The 20,229-nt window shown below is 36.7% G+C and carries 21 protein-coding genes and 1 other annotated feature; of the genes, 7 read left to right on the forward strand and 14 right to left on the reverse strand.

Translation table 11 applies throughout. The annotated features are described in order from the left end of the window. The first annotated feature begins 15 nt into the window (after positions 1 to 15). From ribD to ribH, 4 genes are read left to right on the forward strand one after another with little or no spacing between them, the layout of a single operon-like run. Positions 16 to 1,128: a bifunctional diaminohydroxyphosphoribosylaminopyrimidine deaminase/5-amino-6-(5-phosphoribosylamino)uracil reductase RibD gene (gene ribD / locus NHG49_RS20890; RefSeq protein ID WP_098110686.1), complete on the forward strand. Its 1,113-nt coding sequence runs from the start codon at positions 16 to 18 to the stop codon at positions 1,126 to 1,128. Next, entirely contained in the window at positions 1,110 to 1,754 is a 645-nt protein-coding gene (gene ribE / locus NHG49_RS20895) for a riboflavin synthase subunit alpha (protein ID WP_098110687.1), read from the forward strand. The genes ribD and ribE overlap by 19 nt, the downstream gene beginning before the upstream one ends. A gap of 12 nt (positions 1,755 to 1,766) precedes the next feature. After that, positions 1,767 to 2,960, forward strand: coding sequence for a bifunctional 3,4-dihydroxy-2-butanone 4-phosphate synthase/GTP cyclohydrolase II (gene ribBA, locus NHG49_RS20900; RefSeq protein ID WP_064474873.1), 1,194 nt, complete (start codon positions 1,767 to 1,769; stop codon positions 2,958 to 2,960). 18 nt (positions 2,961 to 2,978) lie between these two features. Further along, on the forward strand, positions 2,979 to 3,440 hold the full coding sequence (gene ribH / locus NHG49_RS20905; RefSeq protein WP_000230900.1) for a 6,7-dimethyl-8-ribityllumazine synthase: 462 nt from the start codon (positions 2,979 to 2,981) through the stop codon (positions 3,438 to 3,440). A gap of 29 nt (positions 3,441 to 3,469) precedes the next feature. On the opposite strand, the gene NHG49_RS20910 is transcribed toward ribH, so the two are convergent. The 8 genes from NHG49_RS20910 to NHG49_RS20945 form a co-directional block, all read right to left on the reverse strand. Continuing rightward, complete coding sequence (locus tag NHG49_RS20910) at positions 3,470 to 3,790, reverse strand: hypothetical protein (RefSeq protein ID WP_064474872.1); 321 nt, start codon at positions 3,788 to 3,790, stop codon at positions 3,470 to 3,472. 180 nt (positions 3,791 to 3,970) lie between these two features. Further along, positions 3,971 to 4,969, reverse strand: coding sequence for a biotin synthase (bioB, locus tag NHG49_RS20915; RefSeq protein ID WP_098102730.1), 999 nt, complete (start codon positions 4,967 to 4,969; stop codon positions 3,971 to 3,973). A 1-nt stretch (position 4,970) separates the two neighbouring features. Then, the gene (gene bioC, locus NHG49_RS20920) at positions 4,971 to 5,780 is read right to left on the reverse strand and encodes a malonyl-ACP O-methyltransferase BioC (protein WP_088047210.1); all 810 of its coding nucleotides are present in this window, start codon (positions 5,778 to 5,780) and stop codon (positions 4,971 to 4,973) included. Then, positions 5,746 to 6,486 carry an alpha/beta fold hydrolase gene (locus NHG49_RS20925; RefSeq protein ID WP_088047209.1) on the reverse strand — a complete coding sequence of 247 codons (741 nt, stop codon included), beginning with the start codon at positions 6,484 to 6,486 and terminating at the stop codon, positions 5,746 to 5,748. The genes bioC and NHG49_RS20925 overlap by 35 nt, the downstream gene beginning before the upstream one ends. After that, positions 6,483 to 7,670 carry an 8-amino-7-oxononanoate synthase gene (bioF, locus tag NHG49_RS20930; RefSeq protein WP_088047208.1) on the reverse strand — a complete coding sequence of 396 codons (1,188 nt, stop codon included), beginning with the start codon at positions 7,668 to 7,670 and terminating at the stop codon, positions 6,483 to 6,485. The genes NHG49_RS20925 and bioF overlap by 4 nt, the downstream gene beginning before the upstream one ends. Then, positions 7,636 to 8,364 carry a dethiobiotin synthase gene (gene bioD / locus NHG49_RS20935; protein ID WP_088047207.1) on the reverse strand — a complete coding sequence of 243 codons (729 nt, stop codon included), beginning with the start codon at positions 8,362 to 8,364 and terminating at the stop codon, positions 7,636 to 7,638. Before bioD ends, bioF begins: the two co-directional genes overlap by 35 nt. Continuing rightward, entirely contained in the window at positions 8,364 to 9,752 is a 1,389-nt protein-coding gene (bioA, locus tag NHG49_RS20940; RefSeq protein ID WP_088047206.1) for an adenosylmethionine--8-amino-7-oxononanoate transaminase, read from the reverse strand. Before bioA ends, bioD begins: the two co-directional genes overlap by 1 nt. A gap of 122 nt (positions 9,753 to 9,874) precedes the next feature. After that, on the reverse strand, positions 9,875 to 10,231 hold the full coding sequence (locus NHG49_RS20945) for a hypothetical protein (RefSeq protein WP_064474865.1): 357 nt from the start codon (positions 10,229 to 10,231) through the stop codon (positions 9,875 to 9,877). Positions 10,232 to 10,373: 142 nt separating this feature from the next. Continuing rightward, positions 10,374 to 10,594, forward strand: a binding site (T-box leader). A gap of 277 nt (positions 10,595 to 10,871) precedes the next feature. On the opposite strand from NHG49_RS20945, the gene nhaC reads away from it, so the two are divergent. Beyond that, a complete protein-coding gene (nhaC, locus tag NHG49_RS20950) occupies positions 10,872 to 12,245 on the forward strand; it encodes a Na+/H+ antiporter NhaC (protein WP_088047205.1) in 1,374 nt (457 codons plus the stop codon). Between the two features lie 50 nt (positions 12,246 to 12,295). Here the strand turns inward: nhaC and cpdB are convergent, their stop codons facing one another. Next, complete coding sequence (gene cpdB, locus NHG49_RS20955) at positions 12,296 to 14,647, reverse strand: bifunctional 2',3'-cyclic-nucleotide 2'-phosphodiesterase/3'-nucleotidase (protein WP_064474863.1); 2,352 nt, start codon at positions 14,645 to 14,647, stop codon at positions 12,296 to 12,298. Positions 14,648 to 15,009: 362 nt separating this feature from the next. Between cpdB and NHG49_RS20960 the strand changes: the two genes are divergently transcribed. After that, positions 15,010 to 15,789 (forward strand): GDSL-type esterase/lipase family protein, encoded by a 780-nt coding sequence (locus tag NHG49_RS20960; RefSeq protein ID WP_088047203.1) that lies wholly within the window; start codon positions 15,010 to 15,012, stop codon positions 15,787 to 15,789. Between the two features lie 72 nt (positions 15,790 to 15,861). Next, on the forward strand, positions 15,862 to 16,308 hold the full coding sequence (locus NHG49_RS20965; protein ID WP_000445817.1) for a MarR family winged helix-turn-helix transcriptional regulator: 447 nt from the start codon (positions 15,862 to 15,864) through the stop codon (positions 16,306 to 16,308). A gap of 24 nt (positions 16,309 to 16,332) precedes the next feature. Here the strand turns inward: NHG49_RS20965 and NHG49_RS20970 are convergent, their stop codons facing one another. From NHG49_RS20970 to argB, 5 genes are all read right to left on the reverse strand, one after another. Next, entirely contained in the window at positions 16,333 to 16,539 is a 207-nt protein-coding gene (locus tag NHG49_RS20970; protein WP_060632192.1) for a hypothetical protein, read from the reverse strand. Between the two features lie 58 nt (positions 16,540 to 16,597). Continuing rightward, positions 16,598 to 17,158 carry a DUF2062 domain-containing protein gene (locus tag NHG49_RS20975; protein ID WP_064475084.1) on the reverse strand — a complete coding sequence of 187 codons (561 nt, stop codon included), beginning with the start codon at positions 17,156 to 17,158 and terminating at the stop codon, positions 16,598 to 16,600. Positions 17,159 to 17,336: 178 nt separating this feature from the next. Next, positions 17,337 to 18,287: an ornithine carbamoyltransferase gene (argF, locus tag NHG49_RS20980; protein WP_064474861.1), complete on the reverse strand. Its 951-nt coding sequence runs from the start codon at positions 18,285 to 18,287 to the stop codon at positions 17,337 to 17,339. A 12-nt stretch (positions 18,288 to 18,299) separates the two neighbouring features. Next, positions 18,300 to 19,460, reverse strand: a complete 1,161-nt coding sequence (locus tag NHG49_RS20985) for an acetylornithine transaminase (RefSeq protein WP_064474860.1) — start codon at positions 19,458 to 19,460, stop codon at positions 18,300 to 18,302. Next, on the reverse strand, positions 19,457 to 20,224 hold the full coding sequence (gene argB / locus NHG49_RS20990) for an acetylglutamate kinase (protein WP_088047202.1): 768 nt from the start codon (positions 20,222 to 20,224) through the stop codon (positions 19,457 to 19,459). The genes NHG49_RS20985 and argB overlap by 4 nt, the downstream gene beginning before the upstream one ends. Positions 20,225 to 20,229: the final 5 nt, after the last annotated feature.

Genomic DNA, 20,229 nt, shown 5'->3' on the forward strand with positions numbered 1-20,229 from the left:
GGAGAGGTGAAGAAAATGACAGATCAAGAATATATGAGGATTGCCCTGCAGTTAGCAGAAGGAACATCCGGACAAACAAGTCCAAATCCTATGGTTGGTGCTGTTGTTGTAAAAGATGGAAAAATCGTCGGTATAGGCGCTCATTTACGTGCAGGTGAAGAACACGCAGAAGTTCACGCTCTTCATATGGCTGGTGAAAAAGCAAAAGGAGCTACCGTTTATGTAACACTTGAACCGTGTAGCCATTTTGGAAAAACACCACCTTGCTGTGAATTGCTCATCGAAAAGGAAGTTAAGCGAGTTGTAATTGCTACTCTTGATTGCAATCCTCTCGTTTCTGGTAATGGAAAAAAGAGATTAGAAGAAGCTGGCATCAACGTAACTACCGGTGTTCTTGAAGCAGAAGCCACCTTATTAAATCGTTTCTTTTTTCACTACATGAAAACGAAACGTCCATTTGTAACAATAAAAACAGCGATGAGCTTAGATGGAAAAACAGCAACTGTCACTGGTGAAAGTAAGTGGATTACAGGTGAAAAAGCACGAGCTGATGTTCACCAATATCGCCATACACATGATGCGATTCTCGTTGGAGTTAATACAGTTATAGCTGATAATCCGCATTTAACGACAAGAATTCCTAACGGGGGTAAACATCCTATACGCGTTATTTTAGATACCCATTTACGAACACCACCATCTTCTCATGTCATAACAGATGGTTTAGCACCGACATGGATTTTTGTCGGTAAGGATGTAAATAAAGAGAAAATAGCTTCTTATGAATCTGAAAATATAGCTATATTCAAAATGAAAACGAAGCAAATTGAAATTGAGGACCTCCTTTTCTTTCTTGGAGAGAAGCAAATTCTTTCTTTATTCGTTGAAGGAGGCCAATCGACTCATGCAAGCTTCTTACAAACGAAGCATTTCAATGAAATTATAACTTATATAAGCCCGATATTAATTGGTGGGAATGATGCCCCTACTTTATTTGGTGGAAATGGTTTCGCAGCATTGCAAGATGCACTTTCCTTGGAAATTCAAGAGATGAAACAAATTGGTGATGATATAAAAATCGTTGCGAATGCCCGAAGTGAGGTGACGGAATGTTTACAGGAATTGTAGAAGAATTAGGAACGATTGCAAACATGCAACAAAGCGGAGAAGCGATGAAGTTAACGATCCATGCGAATAAAATTTTATCAGATGTTCACTTAGGTGATAGTATCGCGGTTAACGGTATTTGCTTAACTGTAACGAGTTTCACAACAACTTCATTCACAGTGGATGTAATGCCTGAAACGATGCAATCAACATCACTTCGCATGCTTAAACCCCGCTCTAAAGTAAATTTAGAGCGGGCGATGGCTGCAAACGGACGATTCGGTGGGCATTTCGTTTCAGGACATATTGATGGCATCGGAACGATATTAAACAAAAAACAACACTATAATGCCGTCTATTACAAAATAGCCATTGCTGATGAATTGCTGCGCTATTGTTTGCATAAAGGATCCGTTGCTGTTGATGGAACGAGTTTAACGATATTTGATATAGACGAATCTTCCATCACAATCTCACTCATCCCGCACACAGTAAGTGAATCTGTTATCGGAGAAAAGAATGCCGGTGACATAGTAAACATTGAGTGTGACATGATCGGTAAATATATCGAACGCTTTATTTCTAAACCTGTAAAACGAACAGGTTCAATGAGCGAAAGCTTTTTACAAGAAAACGGATTTCTATAAGGGGGAAGCATTATGTTTCATCGTATTGAAGAAGCTCTAGAAGATTTAAAACAAGGAAAAGTCGTTATCGTATGCGATGATGAAAACCGTGAAAATGAAGGCGACTTTATCGCTTTAGCAGAGTATATTACGCCAGAAACGATTAACTTTATGATTACACATGGGCGTGGTCTCGTTTGTGTACCGATTACGGAAGGGTACGCAGAGCGTCTACAATTAGAACCAATGGTAGCTCATAATACAGATTCGCATCATACTGCATTTACAGTGAGCATTGATCATGTTTCTACAACAACAGGGATTAGCGCTCACGAACGGGCGACTACGATACAAGAATTGTTAAACCCTGCATCAAAAGGTGCTGATTTCAATCGTCCTGGACATATCTTTCCATTAATCGCGAAAGAAGGCGGTGTACTGCGCCGTGCTGGTCATACAGAGGCTGCCGTCGATTTAGCACAGCTTTGCGGAGCAGAACCAGCTGGAGTCATTTGCGAGATTATCAATGAGGACGGTACGATGGCTCGCGTACCTGATTTACTACAGTGCGCAAAACAATTTGATATAAAAATGATTACAATAGAAGATTTAATTGCTTTTCGCCGCCACCATGAAACACTAGTGACCCGAGAAGTGGAAATTACATTACCTACAGATTTCGGTACTTTCCATGCAATTGGCTATTCTAATTCATTAGATACGAAAGAGCATATCGCACTCGTAAAAGGTGATATTTCAACAGGAGAGCCTGTACTTGTACGCGTTCATTCAGAGTGCTTAACAGGAGATGTATTTGGCTCATGCCGCTGTGATTGCGGACCACAACTCCATGCTGCACTTGCTCAAATTGAACGTGAAGGAAAAGGCGTTCTTCTTTATATGAGACAAGAAGGACGAGGCATCGGCCTTCTTAATAAGCTTCGCGCTTATAAGTTACAAGAAGAAGGATTCGATACGGTAGAAGCAAACGAAAAACTTGGATTCCCAGCTGATTTGCGTGATTACGGTATTGGCGCTCAAATGTTAAAAGATTTAGGTTTACAACAGTTACGATTATTAACGAATAACCCACGAAAAATTGCTGGCTTACAAGGTTACGATTTAGAAGTAATCGAGCGTGTTCCATTGCAAATGCCAACAAAAGAAGAGAATAAAACGTATTTACAAACGAAAGTAAACAAATTAGGACATTTACTAAACTTATAATAAAGGGAGAGATTCATTATGGTATTCGAAGGTCATTTAGTTGGTACAGGATTAAAAGTTGGGGTTGTTGTTGGACGTTTCAATGAATTTATTACAAGTAAGTTACTCGGCGGAGCTTTAGATGGATTAAAGCGTCACGGTGTAGAAGAAACTGATATCGATGTTGCTTGGGTTCCTGGTGCATTTGAAATTCCTTTAATCGCTAAAAAGATGGCTAATAGCGGGAAGTATGATGCTGTTATTACGTTAGGTACTGTAATTCGTGGTGCTACAACACATTACGATTACGTTTGTAATGAAGTAGCAAAAGGAGTTGCATCTTTATCACTACAAACAGACATCCCAGTTATTTTCGGTGTATTAACGACTGAAACGATCGAGCAGGCGATTGAACGCGCGGGCACGAAAGCTGGTAATAAAGGCTATGAATCCGCCGTTGCTGCGATTGAAATGGCTCATTTATCAAAACAATGGGCATAAAAAATAAAAAAGAGGCTGCGGCCTCTTTTTTATTTTTTTACTTTTTTCCGTACATCTTTTATTAATTCATCCATTGTTTTTCCTTCTGTTTGTATACGAAGCGTTTGTGCTGTTCTCCATATATTCTCCCTTTTCTTCGCTTCTTCTATAATAGTAATTTCTTTTCGCACTTCCTTTAAATCTTTTCCTTCTGTTTTCAATCCAAAATGTTCAGCTTTCGTTCGAAAATGTTGTTCAATTCGTTGTTGCATCTCTTTTTGTTCAGGATTTTCAGCGGCCTTAACTGGATCAGCACTTATTGCTTTTAGTAAAATTAGACAAGTCATAATCGCTAATATATATTTGTGCATGTAAAATCCTCCAACCCAATATAAATTACATATTTACTATGTACAATTGGGGCTTGGAAAATTCGTCCACCAAAATTCTTTTTTTCGCTCAAAAACCAATAGTATCAAGCGTTCACAACTATTTATTACATTTTATTTACAAAAAAGCAAACTCTTTTACAAGTTTGCTTTTTATCTATCTTATAATGCACATTCTTCAATCTCAAATCCCAAATCTTCAATCATACCCCAGTCTGCAGTCGGCTCTTGCCCAGCTGTCGTTAAATAATCCCCGACAAAGATAGAGTTTGCTGCAAATAATCCGATTGGCTGTACAGAACGTAAATTAATTTCACGTCCTCCTGAAATGCGAATTTCTTTCGTTGGGTTTACAAAACGCATCATCGCCAGCACTTTTAAACATTCTACCGGCGTTAATTCTTTTTGTCCTTCAAGCGGCGTACCCTTTACAGCAACAAGGAAATTACATGGAATTGAATCTGCATCTATACGTTGTAATTCAAATGCAATTTCAGCACGTTCTTCTATTGTCTCTCCCATTCCAAAAATCGCCCCAGAGCATGGTGAAATGCCCGCTTGTTTTGCTTTTTGAACTGTATCAACACGATCGTCATACGTATGAGTGGAGCAAATACTTTCGTAATTATTTGCATGTGTATTTAAGTTGTGGTTATAACGATGTACACCCGCTTCTGCTAAACGTCCTGCTTGATCTTCATTTAAGAAACCTAAACAACAACAAATCTTCAAATCTGTCGTTTCACGAATCTCCTTAACTGCTCCAATTACGTGATTCACCTCTTTATCGGTCGGGCGACGACCAGATGCTACAATACAATATGTACCCGCTTTACGGCGAATTGCTTCGTGTGCTCCTTCTACAATCTTTTCCTGCGTTAACCATGCATATTTATCAATCGGCGCCTCTGAAATAATAGACTGTGAACAATATCCGCAATCTTCAGGACATAATCCAGATTTCGTATTAATAATCATATTCAATTTTACTTTCTTACCAAAGTGATGATGGCGAATGATGTAAGCTGCATTCATAATTTCTAAAATTTCTGTATCATCAGCTTCTAATATTGCAATTGCATCCTCTTTCGTAATCATTTTCTCTTCTACTACGTCATGCGCAAGTTTTTTCCAATCCCTTTTTGTTTGTACTTGTTTCATTTCATCTCTTCCCCTCTTTTGTTATATGCATAAATAAAGCATGATACGTCGCCATTATCCCTTCATTTTCCGTGAAGTCTCTTTCGTATATGCGAAGCATCGTACGAAAGAGTGAGGGACTTTGACAATATGATTCTTCATTACTATTGGTCGCTCCTACTTTTCGAATAGAGTGTAGAAACTCCCTAACTTCTGTAAATCTCTCTATGTAACATGTTTCAGAAACATGCACATCCCCTGTTTCTATTTCACACATATGGCGCAACTGATTTTTCGAATAAAAACGTTGCCCAATCGATGTTTCATTTTGTATATTTTTTTCTTCTTTCGCCCGCTGGAATGAAGCATGCAATTCTTGAAATGTTTCATGTCCAAACGTTGAAAAGAGTAATATCCCATCTATAGACAAATGATGAAATAAATTTCTTATCACTTGTTTTAAATCATTTAGCCATTGAAATGTAGCATTCGAAATAATGACATCATACGTTCCTTCTAGTCGTAATCTTTCGATATCCTCACAGTAAAACATTACATTTTTCACATTTTGTCTAGTTTTCGCAACCTCAATCATACTTTCAGCAAAATCAATGGCTGTAATATGTGCTTTCGGAAATAAGTTTGATAATTGCTCTGTAACATATCCTGTCCCGCATCCAAGTTCTAAAATACGTATCGATGCATTTGCACTATATCGCCGATTCAATGTAGAAAGTAATGAATGTGCCATCTTTTTTTGTACATTTGCATATTGATCGTAGGATACAGCTGCCACGTTAAACCGTTTTTGAAGTAACGTTTTGTTGATCATGTCGTATCCCCTCTACAAATTGAATTATCTCATTTCCGCAATATTCGAAATTCGTTACGCATAATGCGTGTCCAGCCTCACTTACTATCTTGAGCGTGGCAGTCTCATTCTCCGCCATACTACGCGCTGCAGACCATGGACAAATTACATCCTGCTCTCCGTGAATAAGTAGTATAGGGACTTTAATTTCTTTCAGTTCTTCTCTCATATCTGCTTCTATTAAATACTCCAAACCTAATTGCAAAGACTGAATAGAATCACCTTTAAAGCGTTTTATCATATCTTCAAACCTTTTATTCTCTTTCAGCTCATCTTTCGTGAACATATTTTCATAAAACCGCTTGAGCGTATCTTCTTTCTTTCTCGTTAAATTCTTTTTCAGCCGTTCTACATGCAGAGTATTCCATCCACTCTTATAATCGCTCGTATTTGTAAATTTGGCAGTACCACCAATTAGTACAATACCTTTTGCCTTAACCCTTTTATGAGCTTGAACTGCTGCTAACGCTCCTAGTGACCATCCAACTAAAATTACATTTTCATCTTTTGCTACATCAATTATTCGCCCCGCAAATTCACTTTGTTCTTTCACATTACGCCAATTGATACATTGAACAGAATATCCTTTAAAATACGGCAGAACTAAAGTCCAAACACCTTCTTCCATTCCCCACCCAGGAATAAAAATAATCTTTAGCTCTTTCATACGAAAAACCCCTCTTCTTTACCAATGCGTATAATATGCTGAATAGCCCATTTCAAATCAGCTATTGTATGTTGGGACGTAACCGCAAAACGGACCCGTGAACTATTAACTGGAACCGTTGGTGGACGAATTGCAATTGCTGCAATACCTACCTCTTGCAGCCTTCTACTAAACCGTAAAGCTGTTTCATTTGAACCGACTACAATCGGTACAATATGAGTTGAGCTATTCCCAATATCAAAACCAGCTTCTTGCAAATGTGTCCTAAAATAGGCTCCATTCTCTATAAGTCTCTCTCTTCTTTCATTATCATCTTTCACAATTTCAATTGCTTTTTGTACCGCCCCTAACGTTCCTGGTGGTAAAGCAGTAGTAAAAATAAAGCTTCTCATCATATTCTGTAAATACTCTATATACATTGCATCACCTGTCAAATACGCCCCATAACACCCTAAAGCCTTGCTAAACGTCCCCATATGTATATCAATGTTTTGAGCAATATTTTTTTCTATATGAGACAATCCTGCTCCATCAATTCCATATATCCCACTCGCATGTGCTTCATCAACTATCATAATTGCCCCGTATTTCTCTTTCATTTGCACTAAATCTCTTAAATATGCAGTATCACCATCCATACTAAAAACAGTATCTGTTACGATTAATTTCTTCTTTTTTGGCGGTGCTACTTGCAACAGCTTCTCTAAGTGATCTAAATCATTATGACGATACCTTTTATGCTCTGCTCCGCTTAATATAATTCCATCCACGATGCTTGCGTGATTTAATTTGTCACTAAACACAATATCGTGACGACAGGCTAACGAAGAAATCACTCCAATATTTGCGGTATATCCGCTATTTACAACTAAGGATTTTTCAGTGCCTTTCCAATCGCATATACTTCTCTCAACCTCTTCATACAGTGAATAATTTCCTACAACGAGCCTTGATGCCGTCGCCCCAGTTCCATATTTTCTTGTGCATGCAATAGCAGCTTCTTTTAACCTCTCATCTCCAGCTAACCCTAAATAATTATTTGACGCTAAATTTAGCATCCTTTTTTCATCTCGAATAAGCCATGTCTCTTCTGCTTGTTCTGTTACATGCAAATTGCGATACTGCCCTTGCTCATTTAATTGTTGCAATTTAGATTGAAGATGTGTGCGCCACGTTTGATTCATTTCGGATGAACTCCTCTAATTTTGAAATCATTATATACTCTTTTGCAGATTCCAAGACTTCTTCTTTTGTAAACGCCCCTTCAAAGAATGGTAATAACCCTAAAACCGGTACCCCACTTAGCTCTTCAATCATTTCTTTATTTTCTTGTACTCTTTCCATTTCACATTCTTTGCAGCCGGATAAAATTACACCTGCTACTGTTAAGCCCTGTGCCTTTGCATAAGCAATCGTTAAAACTGTATGATTTACTGTTCCTAATGTAGGGCGTGCGACTATAATAAGAGGAAGCTGTAATTCCTTTGCGAAATCAATTACTAAAGCGTCTTCTGTATATGGAACAGCCAGTCCACCTGCTCCTTCTACAAATAGGCTATTAAACTCTTTCAAGAGTTCATTATAATGATCCGTAATGTCTTTTAAATGTACTACTCTTCCAGCTCTTTTCATGGCAAGTCTCGGAGCAAGAGGCTCTTCAATAGAATAAGGGCAAATTTCATCTTCTTTTGCCGGTACACCTGATAATGCTTTTAACCTTGCTGCATCTCCCTCTGGATTTGATGCAACATGTCCACTTTGCAACGGTTTATATACCCCGATGTTATATCCCAATTCTCTAAATACACCTGCTAATGCACCGGCAACTACAGTTTTCCCTACTTCAGTATCCGTTGCTGTTACAAAAAAACCGTTCATTATTCTCCCTCCGTAACATCCGAGATTGCTTTATACAAAATATGTAACATATCATCAATCTCATCAATTGTAGAAGCAAGAGGAGGCATAAATACAATTGTATTGCCGAGTGGCCGCAAAATCATGCCCAGCTCTCTTGAGCGTTTACACACTTGAACACCGACTCTCTCTGTCCATTCAAACGCTTCTTTCGTTTCCTTATTCTTCACAAGTTCAATTCCAATCATTAACCCGCACTGACGAATATCCCCTACATGTTTATATGCAAAGAGCGATTCTAATTGCGTCGCCACATATTCTGTCTTACGTGCCACTTCTTCTATTAAATTTGTTTTCTCGTATATCTCTAGATTCGCAATGGCTACCGCACACCCTAACGGATTCCCTGTATAACTATGACCGTGGAAAAACGTTTTTTGTTCTTCATAGTCTCCTAAAAAGGCATTATAAATTTCATCTGTCGTTACGGTGATTGCAACTGGTAAATATCCACCTGTTAAACCTTTTCCGGCTGTTAAAATATCTGGCGTTACATTTTCATGTTCACATGCAAACATTTTCCCGGTACGCCCAAATCCAGTCGCTACCTCATCTGTAATAAATAAAACATTATATTTTGTACATAAAGTACGGAGCCCTCTTAAGTATCCTTTTGGCATTGTAATCATACCGCCAGCACCTTGCATTAAAGGCTCTACAATAATCGCCGCAATTTCTTCATGCTTTTCTTTGAGCAGCTCTTCCATTTCTTCTAAATGTTTTTTCACAATTTCCTCCTTATTATTTCCATAAGGAGAACGATATGTATATGGATACGGCATTTTAATTGCCTCAAATAAAAGTGAACTATACACTTGGTGAAACAAGTCTATCGCTCCTACTGAAACAGCTCCAATTGTATCACCGTGATATGCTTCTTTTAATGTAACAAATCTTTGTTTCTTCGGTTTTCCTTTATGCTGCCAATATTGAAAGGCCATCTTAATTGCAATTTCAACAGCGCTAGAACCGGAGTCTGAATAGAATACTTTCTTCAAACCTTCTGGCACAACTTCAATTATTTTTTCTGCTAATAAAATAGATGGAACGTTAGCAAGTCCTAGCATAGTAGAATGGGCAATTTTATTTAATTGCTCACGAATTGCTTCATCTAATTCTGGTACTTGATGTCCGTGAACATTTAACCAAATAGATGAAACACCATCCCAATATTCATTTCCATTTACATCGTATAGCTTTCTTCCCTCTCCACGTTCAATAATGACAGGATCTTCTTCTAAATAATCTTTCATTTGTGTAAACGGATGCCATACATAAGCTTTATTTTTCTCCGATAATTCTTCATATGTATAAGACGATTTTTCAGTCGTATTACTATTAACAGTCACAATTGTCACCCCTAATGTTAACTAATTTATAAATAAAGTTAACATTAAATTTAAATGACTGTCAATTATTTTTAAATCAAATAGTTCTTAAAAAAGAACAACTTATCATACGATAAGTTGTTCTACTTTCCGTGTTGTATCTTTCCGATTTCTAAAATAATCTCTTCATCTTTTTTTCCTTCTGTATCAATTCCAAGTTGTTTTGCATGTTCAATTAATAAATCATGGCGCTTCTCAAATCTTGCGGTATTTACTTCTTTCGTAACCTCTTCTTTTGTTTTCCCTTCAGTAGAAACTCCTAGTTTCTCAGCTGCTTTTTCCATCGACTTCTTCTCTTCATCTTCTTTCACTTTCTTCGCTTCTGACTGCTGTATTTGCTTTTGTTTCGCCTGCTCTGACTCAGCTGCAAAAGCTGTGTAAATTCCAGCACTTCCGCCAATGACTAGTAAGGTGGTAAAAAGAATTATTTTTTTCTTCACTCTTTCCTCCCCTTTCAAATTCATTATAACGTACAAATTTAGAACATTAAAAACATTTAACCTTTATTTCCCTAAAAAAATATTGAACATTTTTATTGACATATAAGATGAAAATGTGATAAAAATTTAACTAACATCATATGAATCGGCATTGATAGGATTTAGTAGTATTTCGATTTCTGATTTCAGAGAGCTGGTGGTCGGTGCGAACCAGTACAGAGCGAATTATGAATTACCCCCTGGAGCTTCTTTTGCGAAACGTAAGGAGTAGTGAAAGACGGTTATAGACCGTTATATCTAAAGAGTGGTGAAACGAAACTGTTTCACAATTTAGGGTGGTACCGCGAATTTTTCGTCCCTGCATATATTGCAGGGGCGTTTTTATTTTATTAGCGCATATCATACGACCCTTTATTTTGTGATACATTCATTTCACAAGCTAGGGTGGTACCGCGATTTCTTCGTCCCTGCATAATTATATGCAGGGACGTTTTTTTATCCAATCATTTCCGTATCATATTGAAGGATCAACAATTACCGGTAATTTGTCACAAAATTCTAAATTTTAGAAGGAAATATACAATATTGGCGAATTTTATATAAAAAAGAGCTATTTTAGATTACTTAGGAGGGAAAAACAATGGTTTCAAAAATTGAATCTGTTCTTTTAACATTATTTATCTTTTTCTGTATTGGCTTTAGTGTTATCCAATTAGAAGTTTCACCACACATCCCAATTTTATTTGGTATCGTTCTTTTATTAGCATTTGGATTTATGAAAAAAATCTCTTGGTCTACTATGGAAAAAGGGATGATCAGTAGTATTTCAGCTGGTATTCCATCTATTTTTATTTTCTTACTGGTAGGCGTATTAATTAGTGTTTGGATCGCTGCTGGAACAATTCCAACTTTAATGGTATACGGCTTCCAGATTGTATCTCCTAAAATTTTCGTTCCAACTGTTTTTGTAGTTTGTGCAATTGTTGGAACAAGTATAGGTAGCGCCTTTACAACTGCCGCAACTGTAGGACTTGCCTTTATGGGTATGGGTAGTGCTCTCGGATACGATCCGGCTCTAATCGCTGGTGCAATTATTTCTGGCGCATTCTTTGGAGATAAAATGTCTCCTTTATCTGATACAACAAACTTAGCTCCTGCTGTAACGGGTGTAGATTTATTTGAGCATATTCGTAACATGCTTTGGACAACAGTTCCAGCTTTCATTATTGCTTTTATCGCATTTTTCATTTTAGGAAGCGGTACGAGTGGAGACGTTGACTTCACAAAATTTATTAGCACATTAGAGAAAAATGCAACGATTTCTATCGTTACACTTATTCCAATTTTATTACTGTTCCTATTCGCATTTAAAAAAGTTCCAGCTGTTCCAACATTGCTTGCAGGAATTGTGGTAGGAATTATTATTCTCTTTATTTTTAAACCTAGCACTTCTTTAGCTGATTTAATGAAAATTATGCAAGACGGCTACGTTTCTAAAACTGGTATTAAAGATATTGATAGCTTACTATCTCGCGGTGGTCTACAAAGCATGATGATGTCGATTGCGCTTATTTTCCTAGCACTTTGTATGGGAGGATTATTACAAGGAATGGGTATTATCACGCAGCTCATGAATATCATCTCTAGCTTCGTAAAAAATAGCACACGCTTAATTATTTCTACTGCTTCAACTGCAATTGGTGTAAACTTCTTACTTGGTGAGCAGTACTTATCAATCGTTTTAACAGGACAAGCATTTGCTACTAAATACGATGAAGTTGGTTTAGAGCGTCGTAATTTATCACGCGTATTAGAAGATGCAGGTACAGTTATTAACCCGCTCGTACCATGGGGTGTAAGTGGCGTATTCTTAACAAACGTCCTTAGCGTTCCAACATTCGATTACCTTCCATACGCAATTTTCTGTTTAGCTTGCCCAGTCTTAACAATTATTGTTGGTTTCACTGGATTTGGTCTTTCATGGAAGAAAGAAAAAGCAGTACCAATTTCATAATATACTAAAAAGGATTACCTAAATCGGTAATCCTTTTTTATATTTCTCGACTATTTATTTGCTTTCTTTCTTCTAAATAACAGAAGTAATCCCGCTCCAACAAACGCCAAACCTGCTCCAATTGTAGAAGCAACACTTGTACCTGTTTTCGGTAAATCACGTTCTTCTTTATTTTCACTTACAGTTATTGTTTCTTTTGAGTTTTGATTATCCGTTGTAGTTTGTCCAGATCCTGCATTATTTCCATTATTACCTTCATTTGTTGGTGGTGTCGTTGGATTTTCTCCATTACTGCCTTCAGCTGTTGGTGGTGTCGTTGGATTTCCTCCATTACTGCCTTCACCTGTTGGTGGTGTCGTTGGATTTCCTCCATTATTCCCTTCACCTGTTGGCGGTGTCGTTGGATTCTCTCCACCAGTTTCCTTATCATCATCGTTCTTCTTCGTTATATCAATTGCATATTTAGCAAATTCATTTTCAGATGGTCCAACATATGATATTTTCCCATCTTTCTTTATATACTTTTGTGCATTTGGTGAAGAATCGAATGTTGTGTGTAATTTATCTGCAACAATCGGTTTAAACGTCCAATTTTTATCTGCTGCTGGATCAATAACTGGTGTTTCTTGCATATACTTCACAATGATTTGACGTGTTTCATCTTGTGATTGGTATACAACTTCTCCTTTACTTACACCTGGGAACGTTTGGCTACTTCCGCGATAGTTATTTGTAGCGACGATGAACTCTTGATTGTCAGCTACTGGCTTACCTTCATATGTCATATTTATAATACGATTCGTATTTGCATTTACAACTTTTCCATCTTTATCGTATTTCGTTGGTTGTGTTACATCAATTTCGTATTTTAAGCCATCTAAAATATCGAAGTTATATGTAGGATAGCCTATATTTACTAACGGCTGTTCTTCTGTTTTCTTTGGATCAATTTGATTAAACTGACCTGCAGACATTTCAAGCCATTCTTTCACTTGTGCCCCATTTACTTTTACAGCATATAACGTATTTGGATATACATATAAATCTGCCACGTTTTTAATCGCTAACGTTCCAGCTGGAATATCCGTATAATATGTAGCACCGTTTCGGCCACCTGCTTTAAATGGTGCTCCTGCAGATAAAACTGGAATTCCTTTATATTTGCTGTACTGTCCATTTTCAGCAAATAACTTTTCTACATACCATTTCTGCGCATTTGTTACAAGTTGTACAGAAGGATCATCTTGTACTAATGAGAAATAACTATTAATTGGCGCTGTCGTTTTTCCTACAGCTGTATTCACATAATCAATTGTCGCTTGATGATCATCTTTAATTTCATTAACTAATTCTTGATCAGATTTTACTAATGGGTTCCCTTTACTATCAGCAATCGGACGAAGTTGCGGCTTCGATTGCTCTTTTTGTATTTCCCATTTTCCGTTTACCTTTTTCAATTGCATATCAATAATACCTAGGTTACTTCCAAAGACACCAGGCATTACAACTGGAACACCATTAAATACATCCTTCATTTCAGTATGTGAATGTCCCATTAATACTGCATCTACACCAGGAACCTCTGTTAAATAATACGACGCGTTTTCCATGCCAACGTTGTATCCACTCTTATCAACACCGGAATGCGCTAGTGCAACGATAACATCTGCACCTTCTGCTTTCATTTTTGGCACCATTTTCTTCGCTGTTTCAACTATATCTTTCGCTTTCACTTTTCCTTCTAAATTCGCTTTATCCCAGTTCATAACTTGAGGTGGAACAAATCCCATTACGCCAATTTTCACTTTTTGCTTTTGACCTGATTCATCTTCTACTTCTTTTTCAAAAACATGATATGGTTTAAAGTAGTTTTGGTCGTTCTCTTCATTATTATCTTTATCGTCCTTATAGACGTTCGAGTTAATAACCGGGAACTCTGTTTTACTAATTACTTTGTTTAAATAGTCTAAACCGTAGTTAAATTCATGATTCCCAAGAGAGATGACGTCATACTTCATTAAATTCATTACACGATATAATGGATGTGTATAACTAGGATCCACAGGCTTCTTCGGATCATTTATTTTATTCGCTACATAATCTCCAAGCGGTGTCCCTTGTAATGCATCCCCATCATCAAATAGGACAGAGTTCTTCGCTTCTTCACGTGCTTTATTAACAAGTGTTGCCGTTTGCACGAGACCTACTTTATTATCTGTTTTCGTTTGATAATAATCGTAATTCATTAAGTTAACGTGAATATCTGATGTTTCTAGAATTCGTAAGTTAACCGTACTCTCCCCATTGTTCTCATCCGCATGAGCTGTTGTTGGCAACACTTGTGGTGCTATTACACCAATAGCAAGAGTTGCTCCAGCTAGCATTTTTTTTGACTTTTTCACAAAAAATCCCCCTTATACAATTACCCAAAATAATGAAATAAACCTCTATTTGCCTCTAACCACATACCTTTTTTCTTCTATTAGAGACAAGATTTTCATTTCATCCTGCGCTAATGAGGAGTCCCCTTAAACGCCCGATTAGTGAAACTTTACTTAGTTGGAAATAAAGCACTACTCATTAAAATTTCACCTTATCTGACATTATCATATATAATGTACTTTCATATCGTCAATATTTTTTGACATACTTCTACAAATTTTCTGTAAAGTTATTGTAAACTTTTCATAAACATATAATATGCCCTTACATTGTTAATACTGCTGAATATGATACAATTACCAATTACAAGGAGGATGAATATATGAAAAAAGTCATCTTAACAATTGTTTGTCTCCTCCTTCTAATCATTTCTTATTCTTATTTTGAAAAGAACGATGAGACAAAACAAAATGAACCCGAAGAAAACATAGAAAAAACATCTACTCCAAGTTGGATTGATAAGCAAACAAACGATTCCTTTTATCATCTCGTACTAGGTGATTCGCTCGCCAAAGGATATGGATCGACACAAGGGGGATTTGCTGAATTAGCTTCTAGACAATTAGAAGCACAAATTCATAAACCAATTACGGTAGAAAACCTTGGAATAAACGGTCTTACAACAGATCGTCTCGCTAAAAAAGTGCAATCAGAAGATGTAAAGCAAAAAATTAGAGCAGCAAATATCATTACAATTAATATTGGAGGAAATAATTTATTCCGTTTAAATCGTGATGTCGGTGTTATAGATGGTATTAAAATGTTAAATAAAGAAAAAGCTCATTTTGAAGCGGATATAAAAAATATTGTAAAGACAGTTCGAGATCAAAATCCGGATGCTTTACTCATTCTTTCTGAACTCTATAACCCGTTACAACTCGATGACTCCATCGCCAGTTATGCAGATATGTTTTTAGATGGCTGGAATGAATCCGTTTATTCCATTTCAAAAGCAAATCAACCATCTATCGTTTTACCAATTCGTAAATTAATATCGAATGATAAAAAAGAATTACTCTTTGACCAAGTACACCCAAATGATAAAGGCTATACGATTATTGCCGATTCATTTACAAAAAAAGTGTTAGCCTACAAATATTAAAGTTTCCATGAAACAATTCTATTTTTATAACATGTCTTTTTTGTTACAATGAGAGTGGAAGGGGGCCTTTATATGGAATCACGCGAGTGGGAACGTATTGTTGATCATCTTCTTTCGCTAGTGCCTCTTTTTTATCGCAAATTTATGCTTCCTGGAGAATTTTCTTCTCAAAGACATATGCCGCCATCACATACACAAGTATTACTGCTTCTGCATGAAAATGGCACATTAGCAGTTTCCGAAATCGGCAAGCGGCTAGCGATTTCACGGCCTAACATGACACCTCTATTAAACAAACTGATTCAAGAAGAACTAATAGAGCGTCATTATAGCGAAAAAGATCGACGGGTCATTTTAATTTCCCTAACAGCTGAAGGGAAATTGTTAGTAAATCAGTATCAACAATTCATTTTAGACAAATTAAAAGAAAATTTCCAAACATTATCTGAGGAAGAGCGTGAGAAGCTCATCCATTCTCTTCAAACCATTCAAAATTTAATTTTGAAAACAAACGCATAAAGCTGCTTCTAAATAGAAGCAGCTTTATGATTCGTAATAATTACCATAGTATACATTTGAATACGGCCATGTCGTTAAATATGGTTTTTGATCTTGCGTAGGCTGTTGTGATGGTATTTGTGGCAATTGCTGTAATTGTTGTTGTCGATATAATTCGTATTGTCTATTCATATCATAAACCGGATGATAATTTACATATGGATATACTTGCGGTACGTAATAATAATACATTCATTCTCTCCCCCTTTTTCTTAAACATATTCAAAGGAGAAAATGAATGTGACACTCTTTATATTTGCATGAGTGGTTCTCTCACTCGTTTCTTTCTATTCTTCAAACGTAACTTACGGTTCTTTTCATATAAATAATGCACAACGAAATATGAAATTCCCCCAAGCACCACTCCTAAAATCGTCATTCCAATTAATACATACACTTCACTCTGCACTAACCCCTTTAATATCGTAAAAATATGACTCGAAAACAAGTCAGATATCGTAAATGGTTCATGATGTATTTTTTGTACATGAAATGGATATATCATTTTTCCTAACGCATAAGCAAATGGAAATAAAAATATCGGTAGAAACGATATTTTCCCAATAATATTGCCAATAACCGCAGCAGGAAAAGATCCCCTTGCTAATCGAACGATTGGATAAAATATTACATATACGAGCGATGCCGTATAAATGACTAACATTTCTAAACCAAATCCTATAGCAAAACCTAACGATACTTTCTTCGCGCCTTCTGGCGATCGAAGCAACTTATAATATTGAAACTTTAATATTCTCCACATCCGCTGAAAAAACGAATATGTTTTCTTAGTTGTTTTCAAATTCATCATCTCTTTAACTATATTTTTTCTATCTAGTATGTCCTTACATGATATGAAAAACAAATTTAGTTTACTCTTTTTATTATAAATGATATAGAGATAGTTAACCAAATATACATACGACATTTCAATCTAAAAAGCACACCTCCAATTGTTATTCGTGCTTAACAATTGGGGTGCACATCATTTAGGAAAGCTCTTCTACATTTTTAAATAAACTTACTAATAATGCTTTTTGCGCATGCAATCGATTACCAGCTTGCTCAAAGACAATAGACTGTGGTCCATCTATAATTTCTCCTGTTACTTCTTCTTCACGATGGGCAGGTAAACAGTGTAAGAAACGATATGTTTGCTTCGCATGCTTAACAAGTTTGTTATTGATTTGATATGGTTGAAATAAAGTATATTTCTCTTCTTCTCCCTCTTGCCCCATGCTCATCCAAACGTCAGTATAAATGAAATCTGCTTTACTCACTGCTAATTCAGCGTTATGCAAAATTTCAATTTCAGCTCCTGTTTCCTTGGCAATCGCTAACGCTTTTTTTACAATCTCTTCATTCGGTTCATACCCTACAGGCGTTGCAACAGTCATATGCATTCCGACTTTTGCACTCGCTAACAACAATGAATGACATACGTTATTTCCGTCACCTACATAAGCCAATTTTATTCCTTTAAATGTATTTGTTTCTTCATATATTGTCATTAAATCTGCCAACGCTTGACAAGGATGATGATCATCCGTTAAACCGTTAATAACAGGAATACTCGATTCTTTTGCAAGCTCTTCTACATCCGCATGTGAGAATGTACGTATCATGATCCCGTCAATATAATGAGATAATACTTTCGCAGTATCTGAAACGGTTTCTCCTCTTCCGATTTGCATCTCTTTCCCACTTAAAAACATGCCATGTCCCCCAAGCTGTACCATTCCTGCTTCAAAAGATACGCGAGTACGAGTTGAATGTTTATCAAAGATAAGCCCTAATATTTTGCCTTGTAATAAAGGCTCCTGCTTATTCTTTTTTAAATATATAGCGAACTCAATTAAAGAAATGATTTCTTCTTGCGTCAGTTCTTCTAATGTTAAAAGATCTTTCGTATTTAATTTTGGTACTTGTACAGTTGACATGAAACTTCCCCCTTATATGATTGATACGTTTTTTGTACAAACTACTTTTTTTATCATATATACTGCCTGTTCTAACTCTTCATTCGTTACAATAAGTGGTGGTAATAGTCTTATCACATTAGATCCTGCTTGTAATACGAGAAGTCCCTCTTTTTCTAGTTGTTCTATAAAACTTGCAACTTCATGCGTACATTCAATTCCAATCATAAGCCCCTTACCACGTATATTTTGAATACATTCAACATGTCGTAATTCCTCTCGCAACTTCTGTAATACGTACTCGCCCTTTTCCTTTACCTCTTTTAAAAATGATGGATTCTTACTTACTTGCAATACTTCTTTCGCTGCAGCCATTGCAATATAATTTCCACCAAACGTTGAACCGTGTGATCCTGCAGTAAACGATGTTCCAAGTTCTTTCCTGCCAATCATCGCTCCAACCGGAATGCCATTTCCAAGCGCCTTAGCGGTAGTAACGATATGAGGATGTATTCCCATTTGTTCATAAGCAAATAATGTCCCTGTTCTTCCAATTCCTGTTTGTACTTCGTCAATAATAAATAAGGAACCGAATTTATTGCATAATGTTTCAATTGCTTTCAAAAAAGATAGATTAGCAGGTATGACTCCTCCCTCTCCTTGAACAACTTCTACCATTACCGCCGCGACTTCTTCATTCATTACTTCCTCTAACGCCTTCACGTCGTTAAAAGGGGTATGTAAAAAAGACGGAAGGAGCGGACCAAACCCTTCTTTCACTTTATTTTGACCCGTCGCACTCATCGTTGCGAATGTTCTACCGTGAAAAGACTGCTGGCATGTTACGACGAGAGATTTTCCAGTATGCTTACGAGCTAGCTTCAACGCAGCTTCATTCGCCTCTGCCCCGCTATTACAGAAAAAAACAGAATCTAATGCTATATTTTCTGTTAATAATGACGCGACTTCTTCTTGTAAGCTGTTTATAAACAGGTTAGATATATGCCATAAATCATTAAGTTGCTCTTGGACAGCTTTCATAACAGTAGGGTGACAATGTCCTAAATTACATACGCCAATTCCTGATGTGAAATCTAAATATTGCTTACCATTTTTATCAATAACTTTCGTTCCACTTCCCTTTACAAGCTCAATATTTCTTCTCCCATACGTTTGAAAAAGATGACTTGTCATACGATACTTACTCCTTTCGTTACCGTCGTTCCGATACACTCTCCCGTAACTTCAGTAAAATCTTTTGTACCGTTCACAATACTTATCTTCTGCACTCCCATTTTTAATGACGCTAGTGCCGCCTGTACCTTCGGAATCATCCCGCCTGTAATAACTCCTTTTTCTATTAAAGTAACAATTTCAATTTCATCCGTTTTCTTTACTAACTTTCCTTCATGTAATATTCCATCTACATCCGTAATAAAGATGAGTTCTTTTGCGGATAAAGCGGCTGCAATTCCAGCTGCAGCTGTATCCGCATTTATGTTATAAATCTCATTATCATTTATCCCGATTGGAGCAATGACAGGAATATAATTCAAAGTTATCAATCCTTTTAGTAAGGCTGTTTCGACATAACTTACTTCTCCCACATATCCTATTTCTTCGCTGACAGGTTGAACTTGAAGTAAATTGCCGTCACACCCTGAACAACCTACCGCAAGTAAATTATGCCTTTGCAACTTCATTACAAATCTTTTATTCGTACTTCCACATAGCACCATTTGAACAATATCCATAACTTCCTTTGGTGTTACTCGTAACCCATCTCTTTTTTCTACTTTGATGTTACAATCTTTTAATTGCGCATCAATTTCTGGGCCGCCACCATGGACAATCACTACTTTATACTTCTGTTGCAATTTCTTTATACAATCAAAAAACACATCATTTAATTGATCCAACATACTACCGCCGCATTTCACTACAATATAATCGCTCATCTTCC

The organism is Bacillus sp. IBL03825 (assembly GCF_024712505.1).
GTDB classification, from domain to species: domain Bacteria; phylum Bacillota; class Bacilli; order Bacillales; family Bacillaceae_G; genus Bacillus_A; species Bacillus_A wiedmannii.